Origin of the sequence: Pseudoalteromonas rubra (assembly GCF_000238295.3) — a bacterium.
Taxonomy (GTDB): domain Bacteria; phylum Pseudomonadota; class Gammaproteobacteria; order Enterobacterales; family Alteromonadaceae; genus Pseudoalteromonas; species Pseudoalteromonas rubra.
On the sequence record NZ_AHCD03000032.1, the window covers coordinates 1 to 15,634 of the forward strand.

General features: G+C 43.8%; 14 protein-coding genes and 1 tRNA gene. 3 read left to right on the forward strand and 12 right to left on the reverse strand.

Features of this window, described 5'->3' with window-relative positions; genetic code table 11:
• The first annotated feature begins 616 nt into the window (after window positions 1-616).
• The 3 genes from PRUB_RS08210 to PRUB_RS08220 all read left to right on the forward strand — a co-directional run bounded on the left by PRUB_RS08210 (window position 617) and on the right by PRUB_RS08220 (window position 5,112).
• The gene (locus PRUB_RS08210; RefSeq protein WP_010385312.1) at window positions 617-2,035 is read left to right on the forward strand and encodes an alanine/glycine:cation symporter family protein; all 1,419 of its coding nucleotides are present in this window, start codon (window positions 617-619) and stop codon (window positions 2,033-2,035) included.
• A gap of 164 nt (window positions 2,036-2,199) precedes the next feature.
• Window positions 2,200-2,276 (forward strand) — tRNA-Pro (locus tag PRUB_RS08215).
• A 559-nt stretch (window positions 2,277-2,835) separates the two neighbouring features.
• The gene (locus PRUB_RS08220) at window positions 2,836-5,112 is read left to right on the forward strand and encodes an AAA family ATPase (RefSeq protein ID WP_010385314.1); all 2,277 of its coding nucleotides are present in this window, start codon (window positions 2,836-2,838) and stop codon (window positions 5,110-5,112) included.
• A 250-nt stretch (window positions 5,113-5,362) separates the two neighbouring features.
• Here the strand turns inward: PRUB_RS08220 and PRUB_RS08230 are convergent, their stop codons facing one another.
• From PRUB_RS08230 to PRUB_RS08285, 12 genes are all read right to left on the reverse strand, one after another.
• Window positions 5,363-6,571, reverse strand: a complete 1,209-nt coding sequence (locus PRUB_RS08230) for a deoxyguanosinetriphosphate triphosphohydrolase family protein (RefSeq protein WP_010385315.1) — start codon at window positions 6,569-6,571, stop codon at window positions 5,363-5,365.
• Window positions 6,572-7,522: 951 nt separating this feature from the next.
• Window positions 7,523-8,017 (reverse strand): phage portal family protein, encoded by a 495-nt coding sequence (locus tag PRUB_RS08235; protein WP_155946326.1) that lies wholly within the window; start codon window positions 8,015-8,017, stop codon window positions 7,523-7,525.
• A 169-nt stretch (window positions 8,018-8,186) separates the two neighbouring features.
• Complete coding sequence (locus PRUB_RS08240) at window positions 8,187-8,522, reverse strand: cupin domain-containing protein (protein WP_010385318.1); 336 nt, start codon at window positions 8,520-8,522, stop codon at window positions 8,187-8,189.
• A 49-nt stretch (window positions 8,523-8,571) separates the two neighbouring features.
• The gene (locus tag PRUB_RS08245) at window positions 8,572-9,402 is read right to left on the reverse strand and encodes a hypothetical protein (RefSeq protein ID WP_010385319.1); all 831 of its coding nucleotides are present in this window, start codon (window positions 9,400-9,402) and stop codon (window positions 8,572-8,574) included.
• A 43-nt stretch (window positions 9,403-9,445) separates the two neighbouring features.
• Window positions 9,446-10,444, reverse strand: coding sequence for a succinylglutamate desuccinylase/aspartoacylase domain-containing protein (locus PRUB_RS08250; protein WP_010385320.1), 999 nt, complete (start codon window positions 10,442-10,444; stop codon window positions 9,446-9,448).
• 10 nt (window positions 10,445-10,454) lie between these two features.
• Entirely contained in the window at window positions 10,455-11,018 is a 564-nt protein-coding gene (locus tag PRUB_RS08255) for a GNAT family N-acetyltransferase (RefSeq protein ID WP_010385321.1), read from the reverse strand.
• Between the two features lie 30 nt (window positions 11,019-11,048).
• Window positions 11,049-11,783, reverse strand: coding sequence for a thioesterase II family protein (locus PRUB_RS08260; RefSeq protein ID WP_010385322.1), 735 nt, complete (start codon window positions 11,781-11,783; stop codon window positions 11,049-11,051).
• Window positions 11,783-12,007, reverse strand: a complete 225-nt coding sequence (locus PRUB_RS08265; protein WP_010385324.1) for an acyl carrier protein — start codon at window positions 12,005-12,007, stop codon at window positions 11,783-11,785. The genes PRUB_RS08260 and PRUB_RS08265 overlap by 1 nt, the downstream gene beginning before the upstream one ends.
• A 99-nt stretch (window positions 12,008-12,106) precedes the next feature.
• Window positions 12,107-13,015, reverse strand: a complete 909-nt coding sequence (locus PRUB_RS08270; protein WP_010385325.1) for a chlorinating enzyme — start codon at window positions 13,013-13,015, stop codon at window positions 12,107-12,109.
• A 74-nt stretch (window positions 13,016-13,089) separates the two neighbouring features.
• Entirely contained in the window at window positions 13,090-13,332 is a 243-nt protein-coding gene (locus tag PRUB_RS08275; RefSeq protein WP_010385326.1) for an acyl carrier protein, read from the reverse strand.
• Window position 13,333: 1 nt separating this feature from the next.
• Entirely contained in the window at window positions 13,334-14,809 is a 1,476-nt protein-coding gene (locus tag PRUB_RS08280; protein WP_010385327.1) for an AMP-binding protein, read from the reverse strand.
• On the reverse strand, window positions 14,772-15,620 hold the full coding sequence (locus tag PRUB_RS08285; protein WP_010385328.1) for an alpha/beta hydrolase: 849 nt from the start codon (window positions 15,618-15,620) through the stop codon (window positions 14,772-14,774). The genes PRUB_RS08280 and PRUB_RS08285 overlap by 38 nt, the downstream gene beginning before the upstream one ends.
• Window positions 15,621-15,634: the final 14 nt, after the last annotated feature.

Sequence of the window (15,634 nt, forward strand, 5' to 3'; positions counted from 1 at the left end):
AACTCTTCAATTAAAAGTTTTTTTGAAACCGAAGTTTCGTGCTCAATGAATTCTGATTTTGTCTGCTTCTACTTTTAAAAAAGTAAAATCAAAACGAATTGACTATGTTAGTCACTCAGTTCAGTTGAGACTCTAAATTTTTGTGCGTCATTCAGTAAACTGAAATCCGCTGTTAGAACTCAATCTGTACGAGTGCCCACACAGATGATTGCTTCATATTTTTAAAGAACAAATAACTAACCTCAGTTAGTTACCGCAGCCTAGCTGCGAAGTGGAGCGCCATATTAACCGCTTCACTTTTAAAGTCAACTAGAAAATTTAATTTTTCTTAATTAAGCTTTCCGTTTGGCTTTCCCCTCACTTAGCTCGTTGCTTTTCAGCGTTGTGCTCCGTGTCGGTGGATGCGCATTATAGGGAAATCGAAACCCAGCGCAAGCGCTTTTTAGTACTTTTTGGGATTAATTTTTTACCCCAAAAAACCGCACAAACACCACACAAGTTACCCACAAAAACCTGTGGATAAGACAATAATATTTAGAGTTGAACGCGGTCCTGTGGTAAATTACGCCACCTTATTTACCCGTTCTGCTATATCTATAATAAGGGTCGTAATCCAATGGCTGACTTTTTTAATACAATAAGCGGCTTGCTGTGGGGTCATATACTTATATACCTATTAATTGCAGCAGGTGTTTTCTTTACCCTCCGACTGGGTTTCATTCAATTCACCCAATTCCCATACATGATTAAAGTGATGGCAAACAGCCGAAGCGGCGCCAAAGACGGTATCTCTTCTTTCCAGGCTTTTTGTACCTCCCTTGCCGCCCGGGTAGGAACCGGTAATATGGCCGGTGTGGCTGTTGCACTCTATTTAGGTGGACCAGGCGCCATTTTTTGGATGTGGCTCATCGCGCTTATCGGCATGGCGACAAGCTTTGCAGAAAGTGCACTGGCTCAGCTATACAAAACCAAAGACGATGAAGGCAACTTCCGTGGTGGTCCTGCTTATTATATGGAGTATGGTCTGAACAAGCGTTGGATGGGTGTACTCTTCTCTTTATGTCTTATCCTGGCGTTTGGTTTAGTGTTTAATGCCGTACAGGCGAATTCGATTGCCGCAGCATTTGAAGTTGCCTTTGACGTACCTAAATACGTAATGGGCCTTTTGCTAGTTTGTGGTTCGGCCTTTATTATCTTTGGTGGCCTTAAGACCATAGCAAGATTTGCCGAGCTGGCCGTGCCCTTTATGGCTATCGCCTATTTATTACTGGCCATCGTTGTATGTGTCATGAACGCCAGCCAATTACCTGACGTCTTTATGCTGATCATCAACAGTGCACTTGGTTTTGAACAAGCTGCAGGCGGTGCCGTAGGTTATGCTGTCATGCAGGCCATGATCCAGGGGATTAAACGCGGCCTGTTCTCTAACGAAGCCGGTATGGGTAGCGCTGCAAACGCCGCAGCAAGCGCAACACCGAATCCAAACCACCCTGCTTCTCAGGGCTACGTTCAGATGCTTGGCGTATTTGTAGATACTATTGTTATCTGTAGTGCCACAGCGGCACTTATTCTGTTATCAAACCAGCTTGTGCCAGAATCTGGTGTAACGGGTATTCAGTTAACACAGGCTGCACTGGTTGAGCATGTCGGTGACTGGGGCGCGATTTTTGTCGCCATCGCTATCCTGTTCTTTGCCTTCACGTCCATTGTCGCTAACTATAGTTATGCAGAAACCAACTTACTGTTCCTTGAGCACAACCATCCCAAAGGCCTGTTTATCTTCCGAGCCTGTGTACTGGCTATGGTGATGTTTGGTGCAGTCGGCGAGCTTGGTTTGATCTGGACACTTGCTGATATCTCCATGGGCCTGATGGCCATCGTCAACGTAGTTGCATTGTTCATGTTATCTGGCATTGTTATCTGGTTAGCTAAAGACTACCGTGCCCAGCTTAAACAAGGCAAAACCCCTGTTTTTGACCCTTCACAAAAACCTGAAGTGTTAAAGACTCTGCCTAAAGGTATCTGGCACAAGTAACCCGTTACCGAGGTAGCAGACAATGCTACCTCCCCTCTTTTTCTATCCTCTGCAAATAAACTGTGCAACAAATCCGCAGCCAAACCAATCAAGTACAAATAACATTCAATTGAAACAATTACTTATTGCCTTTCATCAAAAAATCATTATAGTGAACCCCAAGTCGGCATATAGCGCAGCTTGGTAGCGCACTGTCATGGGGTGTCAGGGGTCGCAGGTTCAAATCCTGCTATGCCGACCATTTAACTCCCTCATAACATTGAAGTTTTTCCATATTGCTGGGAGCACAAAAAAGCACTTGTGCAAAATAGGTGCAAAATACGTGCAAAACCCCAGTCAAAAAACACGTACTCACACATAGCAATATCATCGTGGCCATGAGCGCCAGGACAACTCAGTTACTATCAGTCTGTGATATACAATTCCCCTACCCTTATATAGGGCTCCATGAATTTGGGGGCTTTCCCGAACTCTGAGAGAGCCACCTACTTTTTGCTGTCTGTGTAGTCGTCTTACTTTTGCGTTTTTTTGCGTTACGATCCGAGCAGTAACACCTATCCGCAGCACCAGCTATTGCTTGTACTGAAGTGCTTGCATGACTGCGTTATTTTCGACACATAAAGCGCGCAGGCGTAGCGTGGGTTCAGCGACGCACTCTGGGTGAAACTAACTCTGCCTATTCTTCAAACAGTTGATTTCGCTCATTGAATTATTCATATTTAAAGACTAGTTTGTAGAGACTGTTTTTGGTTGGTGAGCTACACACGTAAACGCCCACTCCAAACCTCAAAGGAACGAGTATGCTCTGCGAAATTCAAATAACTCCACCAATAGCTACTTATCGAACCCCTGCAAAACTCAACGATCTTCGTTGTATCAATTACATCTTCGGGGCAAACGGAACGGGAAAAACTACCATAAGCCGTGTAATTGCCCGTGCCATAGGGCACGAGCAATGTGCATTAACATGGCAAGGAGGGATTGAGCTTCAATGTATGGTTTACAATCGAGATTTCGTAGAGCAGAATTTCAACCAAGGTGATCCCCTACGAGGAGTTTTCACCTTGGGCGAGAACCAAGTGGAAGCCGAGCGACAGATAGCAGACCTACAGCCCGAAATTAAAAAATTAAACGACCAAATTTCAAGCCTCGTGAACCAGTTGAATGGCGAAGATGGTAACTCTGGTAAGTCCAAAGAACTTAAGGAGCTTGGGCTTACCCTTCAGAAGAAATGCTGGAAGCAGAAACAATTACATGATGAGTACTTCTCACAAGCGTTTATCGGAGTTCGTAATAATGCTGAACGATTCAAAGAGAAAGTCTTAGCTGAGCAAGTATCGAATAATGCTGAATTGCTATCGTTGGACGAGCTAAAAGAGAAAGGAAAAACCGTTTTTTCAAGCAATATCAAACGGGTCGAGCTTCTTGAAAATCTATCAGCGGTTCAACTTGTTACCCTTGAGAAAGATCCTTTACTTCGAAAAGTTATTGTTGGGAATCAGGATGTTGATATTGCTTCCCTCATTGATCGCTTAGGAAACAGTGATTGGGTTAAACAAGGCCTAAAGTATCATGAAAAACAGCCTGATACTTGCCCATTCTGCCAACAACCTACAGACAGTAACTTTGCAAGTAACCTTGAAGCATTTTTCAACGAAGCCTATGACAATGACATGGGAGAACTACAGCTGTTGCAATCAGAATATAAACGAACTAGCAATCATCTAACCGGTACAGTCCAAAGCTATACAGAACTAAACCACCCTTTTCTCAGTGTTGAGCTGTTTATCGCTCAAGCCAAAGTGCTTTTCGAAATATTAAAAAGCAATCACACTAAGTTGTTTCAGAAGTTTCTGGAACCTAGTAGAAAAATAGAATTAGATCCTGTTGAACCTCTGATTGACCAGTTACAAAGTTATGTGTTCCAAGCAAATGAAAAAGCAAATCAATATAACAAAACAGTGGCCAATATTGAGGCTGAAAAGAGCGTTTTGACTGGGCAGGTTTGGCGCTATGTGCTAAATGAACTATCGGATGATTTGAAGCAACATGAGCAAACGGAAACTAAACTGACACAAACAATACAGGGAATGGAACTACGCCTCAAAGATAAAGAAGCGAAGCTTCTAAGCTTGCAAAAACAGGTTAGAGAACTTGAAAAACAGACCACATCCATTCAACCAACTATAAAGGCAATTAATGACCTTTTAGATAAATTCGGTTTCAATTCCTTTTCTATTGGTGACGCTGATGAAGGCAATCACTATCAGATTATTCGAGAAAATGGGGATGACGCCAGCAAAACATTGAGTGAAGGTGAAAAGACCTTCATTACCTTTTTGTACTTTTATTATCTAATTAAAGGAGCCCAATCCCCCTCTGGTATAACTATAAATCGTGTAGTAGTGTTTGATGACCCTATTTCATCATTAGATAGCGACATCCTCTACATTGTTAGTAGCTTAATTAAAGGCGTTATGGAAGATGCAAAAAGCGAAAATTCTCAGATTAAACAGGTATTTGTTTTGACCCATAATGTTTATTTCCACAAAGAAATAAGTTTCAGTAGAACAAGGCCTTCTAACGGAACACATAAAGACGAAAGTTTTTGGCTGGTAAAAAAACTACATAAAGGCTCAGAAGTTGAACGATGTAGGGTTAATCCTATTCGTTCTGCATATGAATTGTTATGGGAAGATATAAAATCAGAAAATATATCCTGCGTAAGTCTGCAAAATACATTACGCCGCATATTAGAAAATTATTTCACTATGTGGGGTGGCATGGGAAAAGACGAAATTTGCTCACTCTTTGACGGTCGTGACAAGTTGATTTGCCAATCTCTATTTTCTTGGGTTAACGATGGCTCTCACTCAATTCATGATGACCTTTATATCAACCATGGAGAAAAAGCCAACGCAGCATATCTACGTGTATTTCAAAAAATTTTTGATAAGGCACAACAAAGCGGTCACTATCGGATGATGATGGGCATTCATGATGAATCCGTTGCCCCAATTGACCAAACCGAAGATGATAAGACGGTTATTGAAGTTAAATTGGGAACGTTACAGTAATACTCAACTAACTCAGGAAGCATTAACTTAGTTGAATAAGTCTTTATTTGAACTGTCAGATTTGACCAATAAAGCTTAATCAAGTCTGACAGCTTAGTATGTACCGGCAATTGACGGTGGTAACGCCCTGTTGAAGTGTGAGCAACGCAATACCGAAGCCATCGCATGCCACCTTAAACACAAGTCTCAACGCATAGTGAAAGTGCCAAGTGTTGCGAATCACTCTTAAATAGGTTGTTATAAGCCAACTTTACTTAAAGTAGAATTTATCCGCACTACCCTTACCAAAGTACTTTTCATACTCCTGAGCAGCATATGAATCCATCATACCAGAGATGTAATCAGTAACTAGGCGAGTTTTACAGTCATTAATTGTACGCAACTCTGGTGGTAATAAAATATTATTCTTGTTGTACTTTTCATCAGAATAAACCTCAAACAAGCCACGAATAATCTGCTCACCTCTGCGTTCGTAAAGCTGAATGTCTTTCTTACGAAGAATTGCTTTAAACAACAGTTTTTTCAGGCCTTCAGCTAACTTTGCATGTTGTTTATAACCCAAGCAATCACCAACTAAACCGATGTCAGAGCATAAGGTATTAACTATTTTTGACGTCAGCTCTTTCTTAAGAACAATTGCATACTCTTCTGACGTACCACTGCGGCTCGCTTTCATCGCTACATTTTGTGCGTCTTGCGCAATTTTCGCCATCGTTGGATATGCACCTTTAAATTTGTCACTAATGCTAAACTCATGAACTATTTCACCTAAACTAATCATACCAAAACTTAATGCATCTTCTAAATCGTGTGCCGCATACGCAATTTCGTCGGCTAAATCCATTATTTCAGCGTCGATACTCTTGGTGACTGCAACTCCTTTACTTTCAAGTGCGCCTTTTAAAAACTCATAATCAGCATCGTATAAGAACTTTTTACTGTTCTGCTGCTTATTGAAGAAGTATTTGGTTATAGACATTAGAGTACGTACATTTAGGTTTAGCCCCAAATATGCATAATGTTTCTTTTCTAACGTACGCAAGATGCGGAACGCTTGAGCATTGCCCTCATAACCGCCGCACCCGGCACTCAAATCGTTAAGTACAACCTCACCGTAGTGGCCAAAAGGCGGGTTACCAATATCATGTGCTAGTGATGCGGTCTCGGCTACAACCGTGTGCTGTAATTCAAGGTCGTAAGCAATCGAGCGAGCTATTTGTGCCACTTCCAAACTATGAGTGAGTCGATTTCGATTAAACTTATTAGCGTCTACACCAAGCAATTGCATCTTTCCTTGTAGACGTCTAAATGATGAAGAATACAGAACTCGGGCATAGTCACGCATAAGGTCTTGGCGGTTCTCTGAACGTCCATCATCGTGATCATGTACACGATACTCCAGCTTAGAAATTATATTTTCTTGTTCTTTCGCATACTCAATTACTTCTTTATCGTACATATTTTTTTCCTTTGTTAATTATCTAACCAACTAACTTGCTTATAACCTGTCGCCAAGATCATTCTTAACTTGTGCGAGTAGGCTATTTACATCCATTCCTTGATTGAGGTTCGACCAAGTGGGATGAGAAGACTCCAGCTTATCTTTATGGGGCAGCTACGGCTCATTTAGTAGTTTGTGATAATCCCGCTTAAACGCATCAACCATACCAATATACCGAGCTTGTTTTTGAGCAAGATCGTCAAACAAGTAGATCATCCAGAAATAGTTTTCAAGAATAGACCTAGAGAGAATATGAGTTATATAACGTTCACCTACGCTAGCATTTAAAACTTTCTAGAAGTGTTCCTGCAATAGAATAAAAACGTAACGCTTCTTGCTTGGCCAAAGAAACCATTTTTACCTCCTTGCGATGCAAGCTGTCTGATGTCAGGCAGCTCATTCTCAAACATTTTAAAATAGCCTTCCATATGCTTCCTTCTAAATATCACTGTCTATTAGCAAGACTTTTGCAAGGTACTCTACCTTGTCAGACAAGATGTCACCAATTTAAGACAAACCAACAATTCACAAATAAATTATCGCAAACCACACGCTGAAACAATAATAATTCACCTCAACAGTCTAATAACTTGTTAAAACTTAGTTCATACCTTTTTAAGAAGAATGTTCGAAATAGCTGATTGCGATAGCGGACAATCAATTACTCATAAGCTTAAACTGTATGAAACTTATCGAGTTGATTGCTATAAATTTTTTGTCGATGGCAAACTCTGGAAAGAGCGAGTTGGGTGGATCAATATTTTAGCGGAAATCAGAAAAGTACTCCCCAGAGTAGCAAGAGAGTGACCGTCTGTTGGTCACTCGATACTGCTTGGCAGGACAAAGTCTAAACCTTTCCAGCTAGGCTGTAAGATCAGATATTGGCTACTACTGTTACTTTAAACGCTCTTAAGTGTATGAGACAGCCAGTTTGTATTTACTGAACCTTATGATTTCCTCTCCCTCCCTGTCATCTATAGAAAGAAGAGACATTCTAATACACTCCATCTCGTTTGCGTCGAATACTTCTGTAGCCCTGGCCGAACCACCAAACCCACCAACATTACCAAGAACAACCCCCATCAATTGCGGTGGTAAACGATGAGAACCTAGCAGATCATCACGGCTGACTTCCTTTATTATCAGAAACTCATCCTTAGCAGCTACTTCAGATACAGGGGTTAATTTCATGCCATCCTTGTGACCACCAGGTGAGTGAAGGAACAGATTTCTGAAATTGCCAGGGCCCTTACTATCTTTCAGTGCTTTTCTTAAAGCCTTTACATCCTGTTCGTCTACTGTTGAGTCTGTAAGCCAAATTATAAAACCTGCTTTCGTAGTAACGACACTAAACAGCGTAACGGCCTCATTCAATAACGCAATTTCAGTTAATTCATACCCCACCAAAAACCGCAAAAATCATTTCTAAAACATAACAGTATTACCAACATTTACGCAGTCATGGGGTGTCATGGATCGTAGGTTCAAATCCTGCTATGCCGACCATTCTTTTCCCACACCACCAGCAATCTGCGCTTTAATCTCCCTAATTTCTCCTAAAACACACTTTCTATCAATTCGGTTTTCCGCCTTCTTTGGTCGATGTAATGTTCATGCCTACAATCACAAACTCTGCTTCAACTGGCGCGACGGCTCTGTGCTCTGCGCCTTTTGGTACGATAAACATATCTTGTGGCTTCAGTTCGATGGTTTTATCTCTGAGTTCAATGTTCAACTGGCCCTGATACAGGATGAACAATTCGTCCTGGTCGTCATGTTTGTGCCAGTTTGTTGCGCCCAGTCCTTTGGCCACCTTATATAGCTGACCATTGGCCTCACCAAGCACGCGTTGTGACCAATGTTCCGTTACCGATGCTAACGCCTCGCTTATGTTTATTTTGTTATCCATACTCACCACCATTTAAAAGGTGAAGGGGGCTAAGCCCCTTCAGTTTGTGTTATTTGCTTTTAGGCTTATCGTCAAAGGCCGGGAAAGCCGGGAATGAATCAAGTTGTGTTTCGGCCGGGAAAGAAATCACAGTACGGCCATTCACTTTGATTGTTTCATCGGCGCCGTCTCTGGTTAAGATGGTGCCCAGTACCAAACCTTCACCAAACTCTTCGCTCGACAGGAAGCTTTGCAACCTGAAGCCGTCTTCATCTGCAACTGCAGGCACGCGCGAGCGATAGTCAATAACCAGTTCTTTTTTCGGTTTTCCCTTTTTGTTCGTTACCAGAATATTGTAACTGCCGAACAGGAACTGATCACCCGGCTTCGCTAAACGCCCCGTCATTTCACCGGCCATGGGGACTCCCTGAGGGTCGGTGATCGTAAGGTTAAAACCGCCATCGCGGATGATCCAGCCTTCGCCTTTTGCTTTCATGCCGGTGGCAATTTGCAGTCGATACTCAAAATCCGGATTCAAGGTAAAGCTGTTGAACGTGGCGCGATTATTTGCAACCAGATCGTCGGCAACCAGTCCAAACCGTTCAAGGTAAAACGTTTTTGCCAGCTGCGCGACTTCAGCAATTTCAGCATCTGTACGGCCCATGATCTCCTTCTGGAAAAACTCACCATCACAGATCAGGCCATCACAGTTAATAACCCCCGGATGAGGCTCTGGGTTATGCTTATCAATGGTGCCTGTTCCCATCAGAACGAGAACAGATTCAAACCCGTCTGGCGTTGTCACCCCTTTCTTTGCCATCGCGGCCCCACTGGTGAGCAGCAAACCTGTGGCCAGTGCGACGGTCCATTTTTTTATTGAGCTTACGTAATTATGTTTCATGACTTTTCCTTAATAAATTTATGAGTAATTAAAATTCTGTTTATTACGCCACCGCCCTGCCCGGGCCTGACGTAGCAAAGTAATTGACTTGTTTTAAGATGCGATACAACTCGCCGGGTTTTGGCTCACCCACTTTAATGTGTTTGGGGAACAGTAAAGCGCCCGACTGAGCAGCCTGTACCGCAATACCCAATTGCGTGTGACCCAGTAATTGCCCGGCTTCAACTTCAGTAAAGTTCTGCAGCCCGGTATGTAACTGCACATATTCTTGCGGATACGCCTCAATATGCGACCAGGTCCACATTGGATTTACTTGTTTCGGGGCCTGTGATTTTACTTCTGTCCAATTTTCAACAGCAGCCACTGCGCGCTTAGCAGCCAATATCCCTAGCTCAATGCCTTGTTGGTCGAATCCTTTTTGGCTTAGTTCCAGCGCAATCGACACACACCCGCAATGGGTACCAAATTCATCACACCGCATGCCCCCGAGCTTACTTGCCGTTGACTGTTTGTGGGTGATCACCGGTAGCGCGTTGTCTACTGCATGCGCAAACAGTGCAGCGAGTCGATTATATTGATACACAAAAAACGGCGTATTGGTCGGCTCTATTGTCTGGTGAAAATCCAGGATAAACCGGGAGTTTCTGACAATGGGCTCCAGTTGTTTTGCTCTTTGTGACTCAAGGCTGTCGTGCGCCTGTGTGTTAAAAGTGCGATTAATATCCTGTTCCAGATAACGTTTACCTGCTTTAGCCGCGGCAACGTTACCCAATAAAAATGTGATCCGTAAATCCGGGGTTAACTGACCATTCTCAATCTCCTGGCATAAGGCATTTAGCACTGCCAGTCCGCCCACTTCATTGCCGTGGTTCAGTGCGATAAGGGTCAGGTCGCTATGGAAACTGCCGTCTTCCGATTCACTTCCTTTCGGCACCAGAGTAAATCCCCATTCATCAATTTGTTCTACTGAAAAATTGCCCAGCGTCTTTGCGCTTCGAAACGCACTGAACCTTGCCAGCGCCTGTTCTACCTGTTTGTCCATGGTTTTCTCCTCATTCCCTGGGCGCGGCAAGCGCAACCTGGTGCTCAAACGCACTGCGCGTCATCTCATATAAATGGGCTTCAATCGGTCGGCCGAATATAGGTAGTTCATAAGTACATTCACCAACCTGCTTAATCTTGAGCGTTTGCTTTAGTTTGTTCGCTGCCCGGTTATTTTTCGGCGTTTTAAAGAGGATCCGCTGCAATGGCAAGTGCTCGAAGTACCACTGCATGGCCTTTACGTAAGACACTTTACCGATGCCCAGACCACGAAATTCCGAAGTCCAGATACTGGCATGCATTACCCCACTCTCCTGTTCAACTATATCCGTTAATTCATGTACGCCGATGGCCTGTCCCTGGTACTCAATTGTCAACAAACTACATGCCTGGGGCATCTTGTTGAGTACATATTGCAGTTGTTCACGCATTTTGTGCGCAGGTATTAACCGCTGCCGGTCAACCCCCAAATCTTGAAGAAAGGTGTTCTCGGGGTTGTGCCAGTACGCAATATGCTGGTCTATATCCGACTCCTGAAATGCCCTGACCCGGACACTTTTCCATAAATCTTGCACGACACGCTCCTTATCCGCTTGGTTCCTTAGCTATTCAGCAATGAACTCATTAATCGTTTCGATAAACTCAGCTGGTGAATTTAAATATGCCAGGTGTGCGCCTGGTAACGTCACCTGACGACACAACTGGGGCACTTCACTGCGTACAACCCAACTGTGTACTTGCGGTGGATCAACCAGGGCATCCTCGTCCCATGCCACCGTATGGATCGGCACTGCCAGCTTGATGGTGTTATCAATTTCCCACTCTTCTTTACAGCAAATATCTGCCAGCAAGTACGGCAGTACCAAAGACATAAGCTTTTTATTTTGTGCGTACTGCTCACTGATGTACTGACGCTCGATAAACACCGACAATACGGCATCCATATCCGCAATATTGACGCCTTGCAGAATACGGCGTTTTTCCAAAGCGCTGGCTGACAAAATCACCCGTTGCAGTTCAGTTAAAAGTCCATGTTTAGTGCAAAATGCAGCTGTTTCATAAGCGAGCACGGCACCAAAGCTATGACCATAAAAACTGGTTGGCATCGTCGGCAACTCTGCAAGTGCCGCGGCAATCTCACGTACCAATACCTGAATGTCGTTTACTGGTGTTTCCTTCACCCGCTCACACCGTCCTGGTAATGCAATGGCAATGATCTCTACGTTTGAGGGCAGAAGATCTCGCCATTTAACAAAATCAACGTGGCTGGCACCAGCGTGCCCAAAACAAATCACCCTGGCAGACGAAGTGCCCTCAGAGCTAATGTGTTTCAACCACATTACGCAGCCTCCTCAACAAACTGAATCAGATCCTGTATACACTCACGCACATAGAACTCTTGCATTGGTAAAGCAATGTTGAACGTAGATTCAATCTCACTCACCATCATCACTGCCTGCATGGAACTGATATTTAAATCATTAATCTGCGTATCCAGAGCAAGTGTCGGTACATCCTTTACCAGCGAAGCAACTATGCTTAAAACCTTCTCTTGTGTTTGCATTTCAACTCTCCTTTTCGAGCGAATTAAGCTTCTCACTTGCCTGTGAACACATCAGGCCAATGCGATGGAGTAAGAAGCTTCACGACGCGATACAATGACTTAGCGCTTAAAGCTAAACCCATTCAGACTCTCATCCAGGACTCGGTTATGGCTATCATGGCGTTCACCGGATACTGAAACCACACCATACTTTTCAAGTGACAGTTCACTGCCGTACTCTGTGACAGAATCAGTGTCAGGGTAAATATCTACCGCTGCAGGCACATAGCGTGCAGCAAAGCCCAGTCGAGTTTGGTCTTTTGTGATATTTGGTAATGATGAGTGCATCAGGGTTGACCAGAAAATCACGAACTGACCTGCCTTCATTTTGATTGGTACGGCCTGAGACTCATCCGGCTTCCAGCTTGGGTCCTTTTGCAGGTTGCGATAGTCATAGCCAAAGAAGCCGCGTTTTACACCGTCTTTTTCAAGCGCGTTCACTTCATCAGGTGTATATTCCATGTCTTTTGATTCGTCGTAGTACATTTCTTCATGTGTACCCGGAATGAAGCACAAGCAGCCTACTTCTTCAGACACATCTGTCAGTGCAGTCCATACGGTGATTGCACCACCAAAGTCGCTTTCACCTGGCCATCTGATTTGAGGCGCGCCAGATGCGTGAGAAAAGGTATCCGCCTGGTGCCAGTCCGTGCCTTCATCACCCGGGTATTTAGGGAACATCTCTGAACGCCAGCAGATTAAATCCGGGCCCAGGATTGAATTTACCTTGTTAACAATAATCGGATTCATAACGTGCTCACTGAGCGCGTCTATATCCAGGTGACGGTCATAGCCAGATACTACACTGGTGTGTTCCAGGTCATAGGCGGCATTTTTACGGTCAAACATTTTGGCACGGATATTCTTATACTTTTCAAGAATTTCATCTCGCTCATATAGGTCAAAAGGGCCGATATAACCGTTTTTACGCATTTGTTGGATTTCTTCTTCAGTTAGATAAAAGCTCATTGTATTTTCCTTAATAAAAATTTGATTAAATTGGTTTATTTAAATAAGTTTGGTTTTAGTTGATGTTAATTAAATCAGTTCGTTTGCGCTGCAGACTGGTAAAGGTTGACCCAGTCACCTAAAGTCGAATTAGCCATTAACTCGGATGTTTCGACCGCGCAGTTCAACGCTTGCTCAACTTCCATCTGAAAGTTAACCACTGCGAGAGAGCTTATCCCAACTGAGAAAAAGTCTGTATTTTCGTCAATTTCGATACCACTAAATGTGGTCTGTGCTTTTTCCAGCACAATGTCTTTAACTAGATTACTGTTTTGCATATTACACCTCGATAAGTTGATTTTTGGCGATTTTGCCATTTTTGTTTAAGCTAAACTTTTCTTTTACTTCAATAATATCTGGCACCATATAAGGTGAAATCATAGTTGCCAGCTCTTGTTTGATTAATTTCGATGACACAGGCTTTTTAGTCGTTACCTTTGCACTCAGCGCATTATTACCTGCATGATCTTTAATTAAGTGCACAAACGCATTTTCTATATAGTCGAGCTGATACAGTTTCTCTGTAACAAACTCCATAGATACCCGATAACCGCGTACTTTAACCAGATTATCTTCTCTACCCAGGAAATGAATTTTTCCGTTTACTCGCTTCACTTTATCGCCAGTGCGATAAATCAGCCCTGAGGAGATCTTTTCGTTATAGAAAAATGCATTGTCTTTATCTCTGTCACCAACATACCCCAGTGCAACCCCGTCACCGTAGGCATACAAAATCCCTGACTCACCATCACTCACATGCTCCAGCTCGTCGTCCAAAATTGCGATATGAGTGCCTCTAATTGGATATCCTATCGGGACATTGTCTTGTGGTAAGGTCACGTCATCCATGACATAACAACATGTAAACGTTGTATTCTCTGTCGGGCCGTAGCCATTGATTACAGTCAGATCCGGACAAGTATTCAGCACGGAGCGGATCACCGCGCTACTGAGTACATCGCCACCGGCAAGGATGGCCCGCAATGGCCGAAACACCTCAGGGCGGTTCGCTCCCAGCATGTGAAATAACCCAGATGTAAGCCAGGCAATAGTCGCATTCTTAGCTGCGACATTACGCATAAACCTGGTAGGGCTAAACTCAGCACCATCAATAATGAGTCTTGCGCCATTCAATAACGCGCCCCATATCTCAAAGGTCGCAGCGTCAAACGAAATATCAGCCGTCATGTAAATCGCATCCTCTGGCGTGATTTGGATATAATCACTGTCTACGACCAGACGCTGGATGGCTCTGTCAGGTACTCTGACGCCTTTGGGTCTGCCTGTTGAACCCGATGTATACATAATGTAGGCACACGCTTCACGACTGCGGGTAACCCCGGGTGCAGATTGCGTGGGTTGCTGAGCCAGCATGTCCACAATATCAAGCACCTCAATGCCCATTCCTGGAAGTGATGTAACATCTGTACAAATCACAAAACGTGCCTGAGTTTCTTGCAACATAAAACTGAGGTCCGACTCATTAAGCTTGTTCGACACCGGCAGATAAGTCGCACCGACTCGCAACAATGCCAATACAGCCGTGATAAACTCAATGGAGCGTTCAAGTTTTACCAATACGACATCCTGCTGCGTAATTCCCTGCTCTGATAAAACCGCAGCGAGCTGCTCCACCGATTGATATAAAGTGCGATAACTAAGCTGTTGTTTGTCGCTGTCCAGCGCAATGCGGTCTGGATGTTTCGCGACGCTTAACTCAAACTGCGTGTAAACATTCTCTGCTGCTGATTTCATGAGAAATATCCTTTTTTAATTTCTGTAAAATGCCTGTTTCAGGGCGACAAAACGCGTAGTGGTCACCATACTTCCCTTTGACCAGCGTGCTGTTTTTCAGCGCATTGCTTATCACCACTGACGTGTCCGTGCCGACGTGCTTGTCTTCATCGGAGCAATACACATAAACGTGTTTATCAAGCTGCTTCGCATCATCCAGATAATCGTGACTCACAAAGTCCAGATAATTCAAAGCATAACGATGCAAATACAATTCATTGAAGTAAGGTTTATTGAAAAATCTCGCTTCATCCGCAACCTGACTGGCAAAACCCGCACCCGACATTTTGTCGCTTAACATAGTGCTAAACGCTCGGCTTTTGGCAGCCATTCTCAACAAAGTATCCACTTCAAAGTAATGCGCTGGCACCTCGTACTCTTTACTTCTTTCAGCCAAAGCGTATTCGCCAAAAACCAAAAACAGGGCCTGATAATTGTCACTTCGCGCTGCAAAGTGCAGTGCCACTGCAGCGCCGGAGCAGTAACCCACAATCACAGGTTCGTGCAACGCGTATTCATCAATCAGTTGCTCTAAGTCCGCAGCATGTGACGCCATGGTCAGTGCCTGAACTTGCAGCTCATCGTTGTCGTCCAAAATATGACGGCTTTGCCACGTATACAGATTGCATGTCTGGTCGAGGCTCGCAATGAAGCTATTAGCCGCCTCCAGTTCAGTGCCAAAGGGTAAAACCAGAACCACATCAGGCCTGTTTTCGACCCGCTCGGTGTGCATACTGAGTATCGGCATAGCTCCATTTATGAATTTTTTCATTAATGTTTTCATAA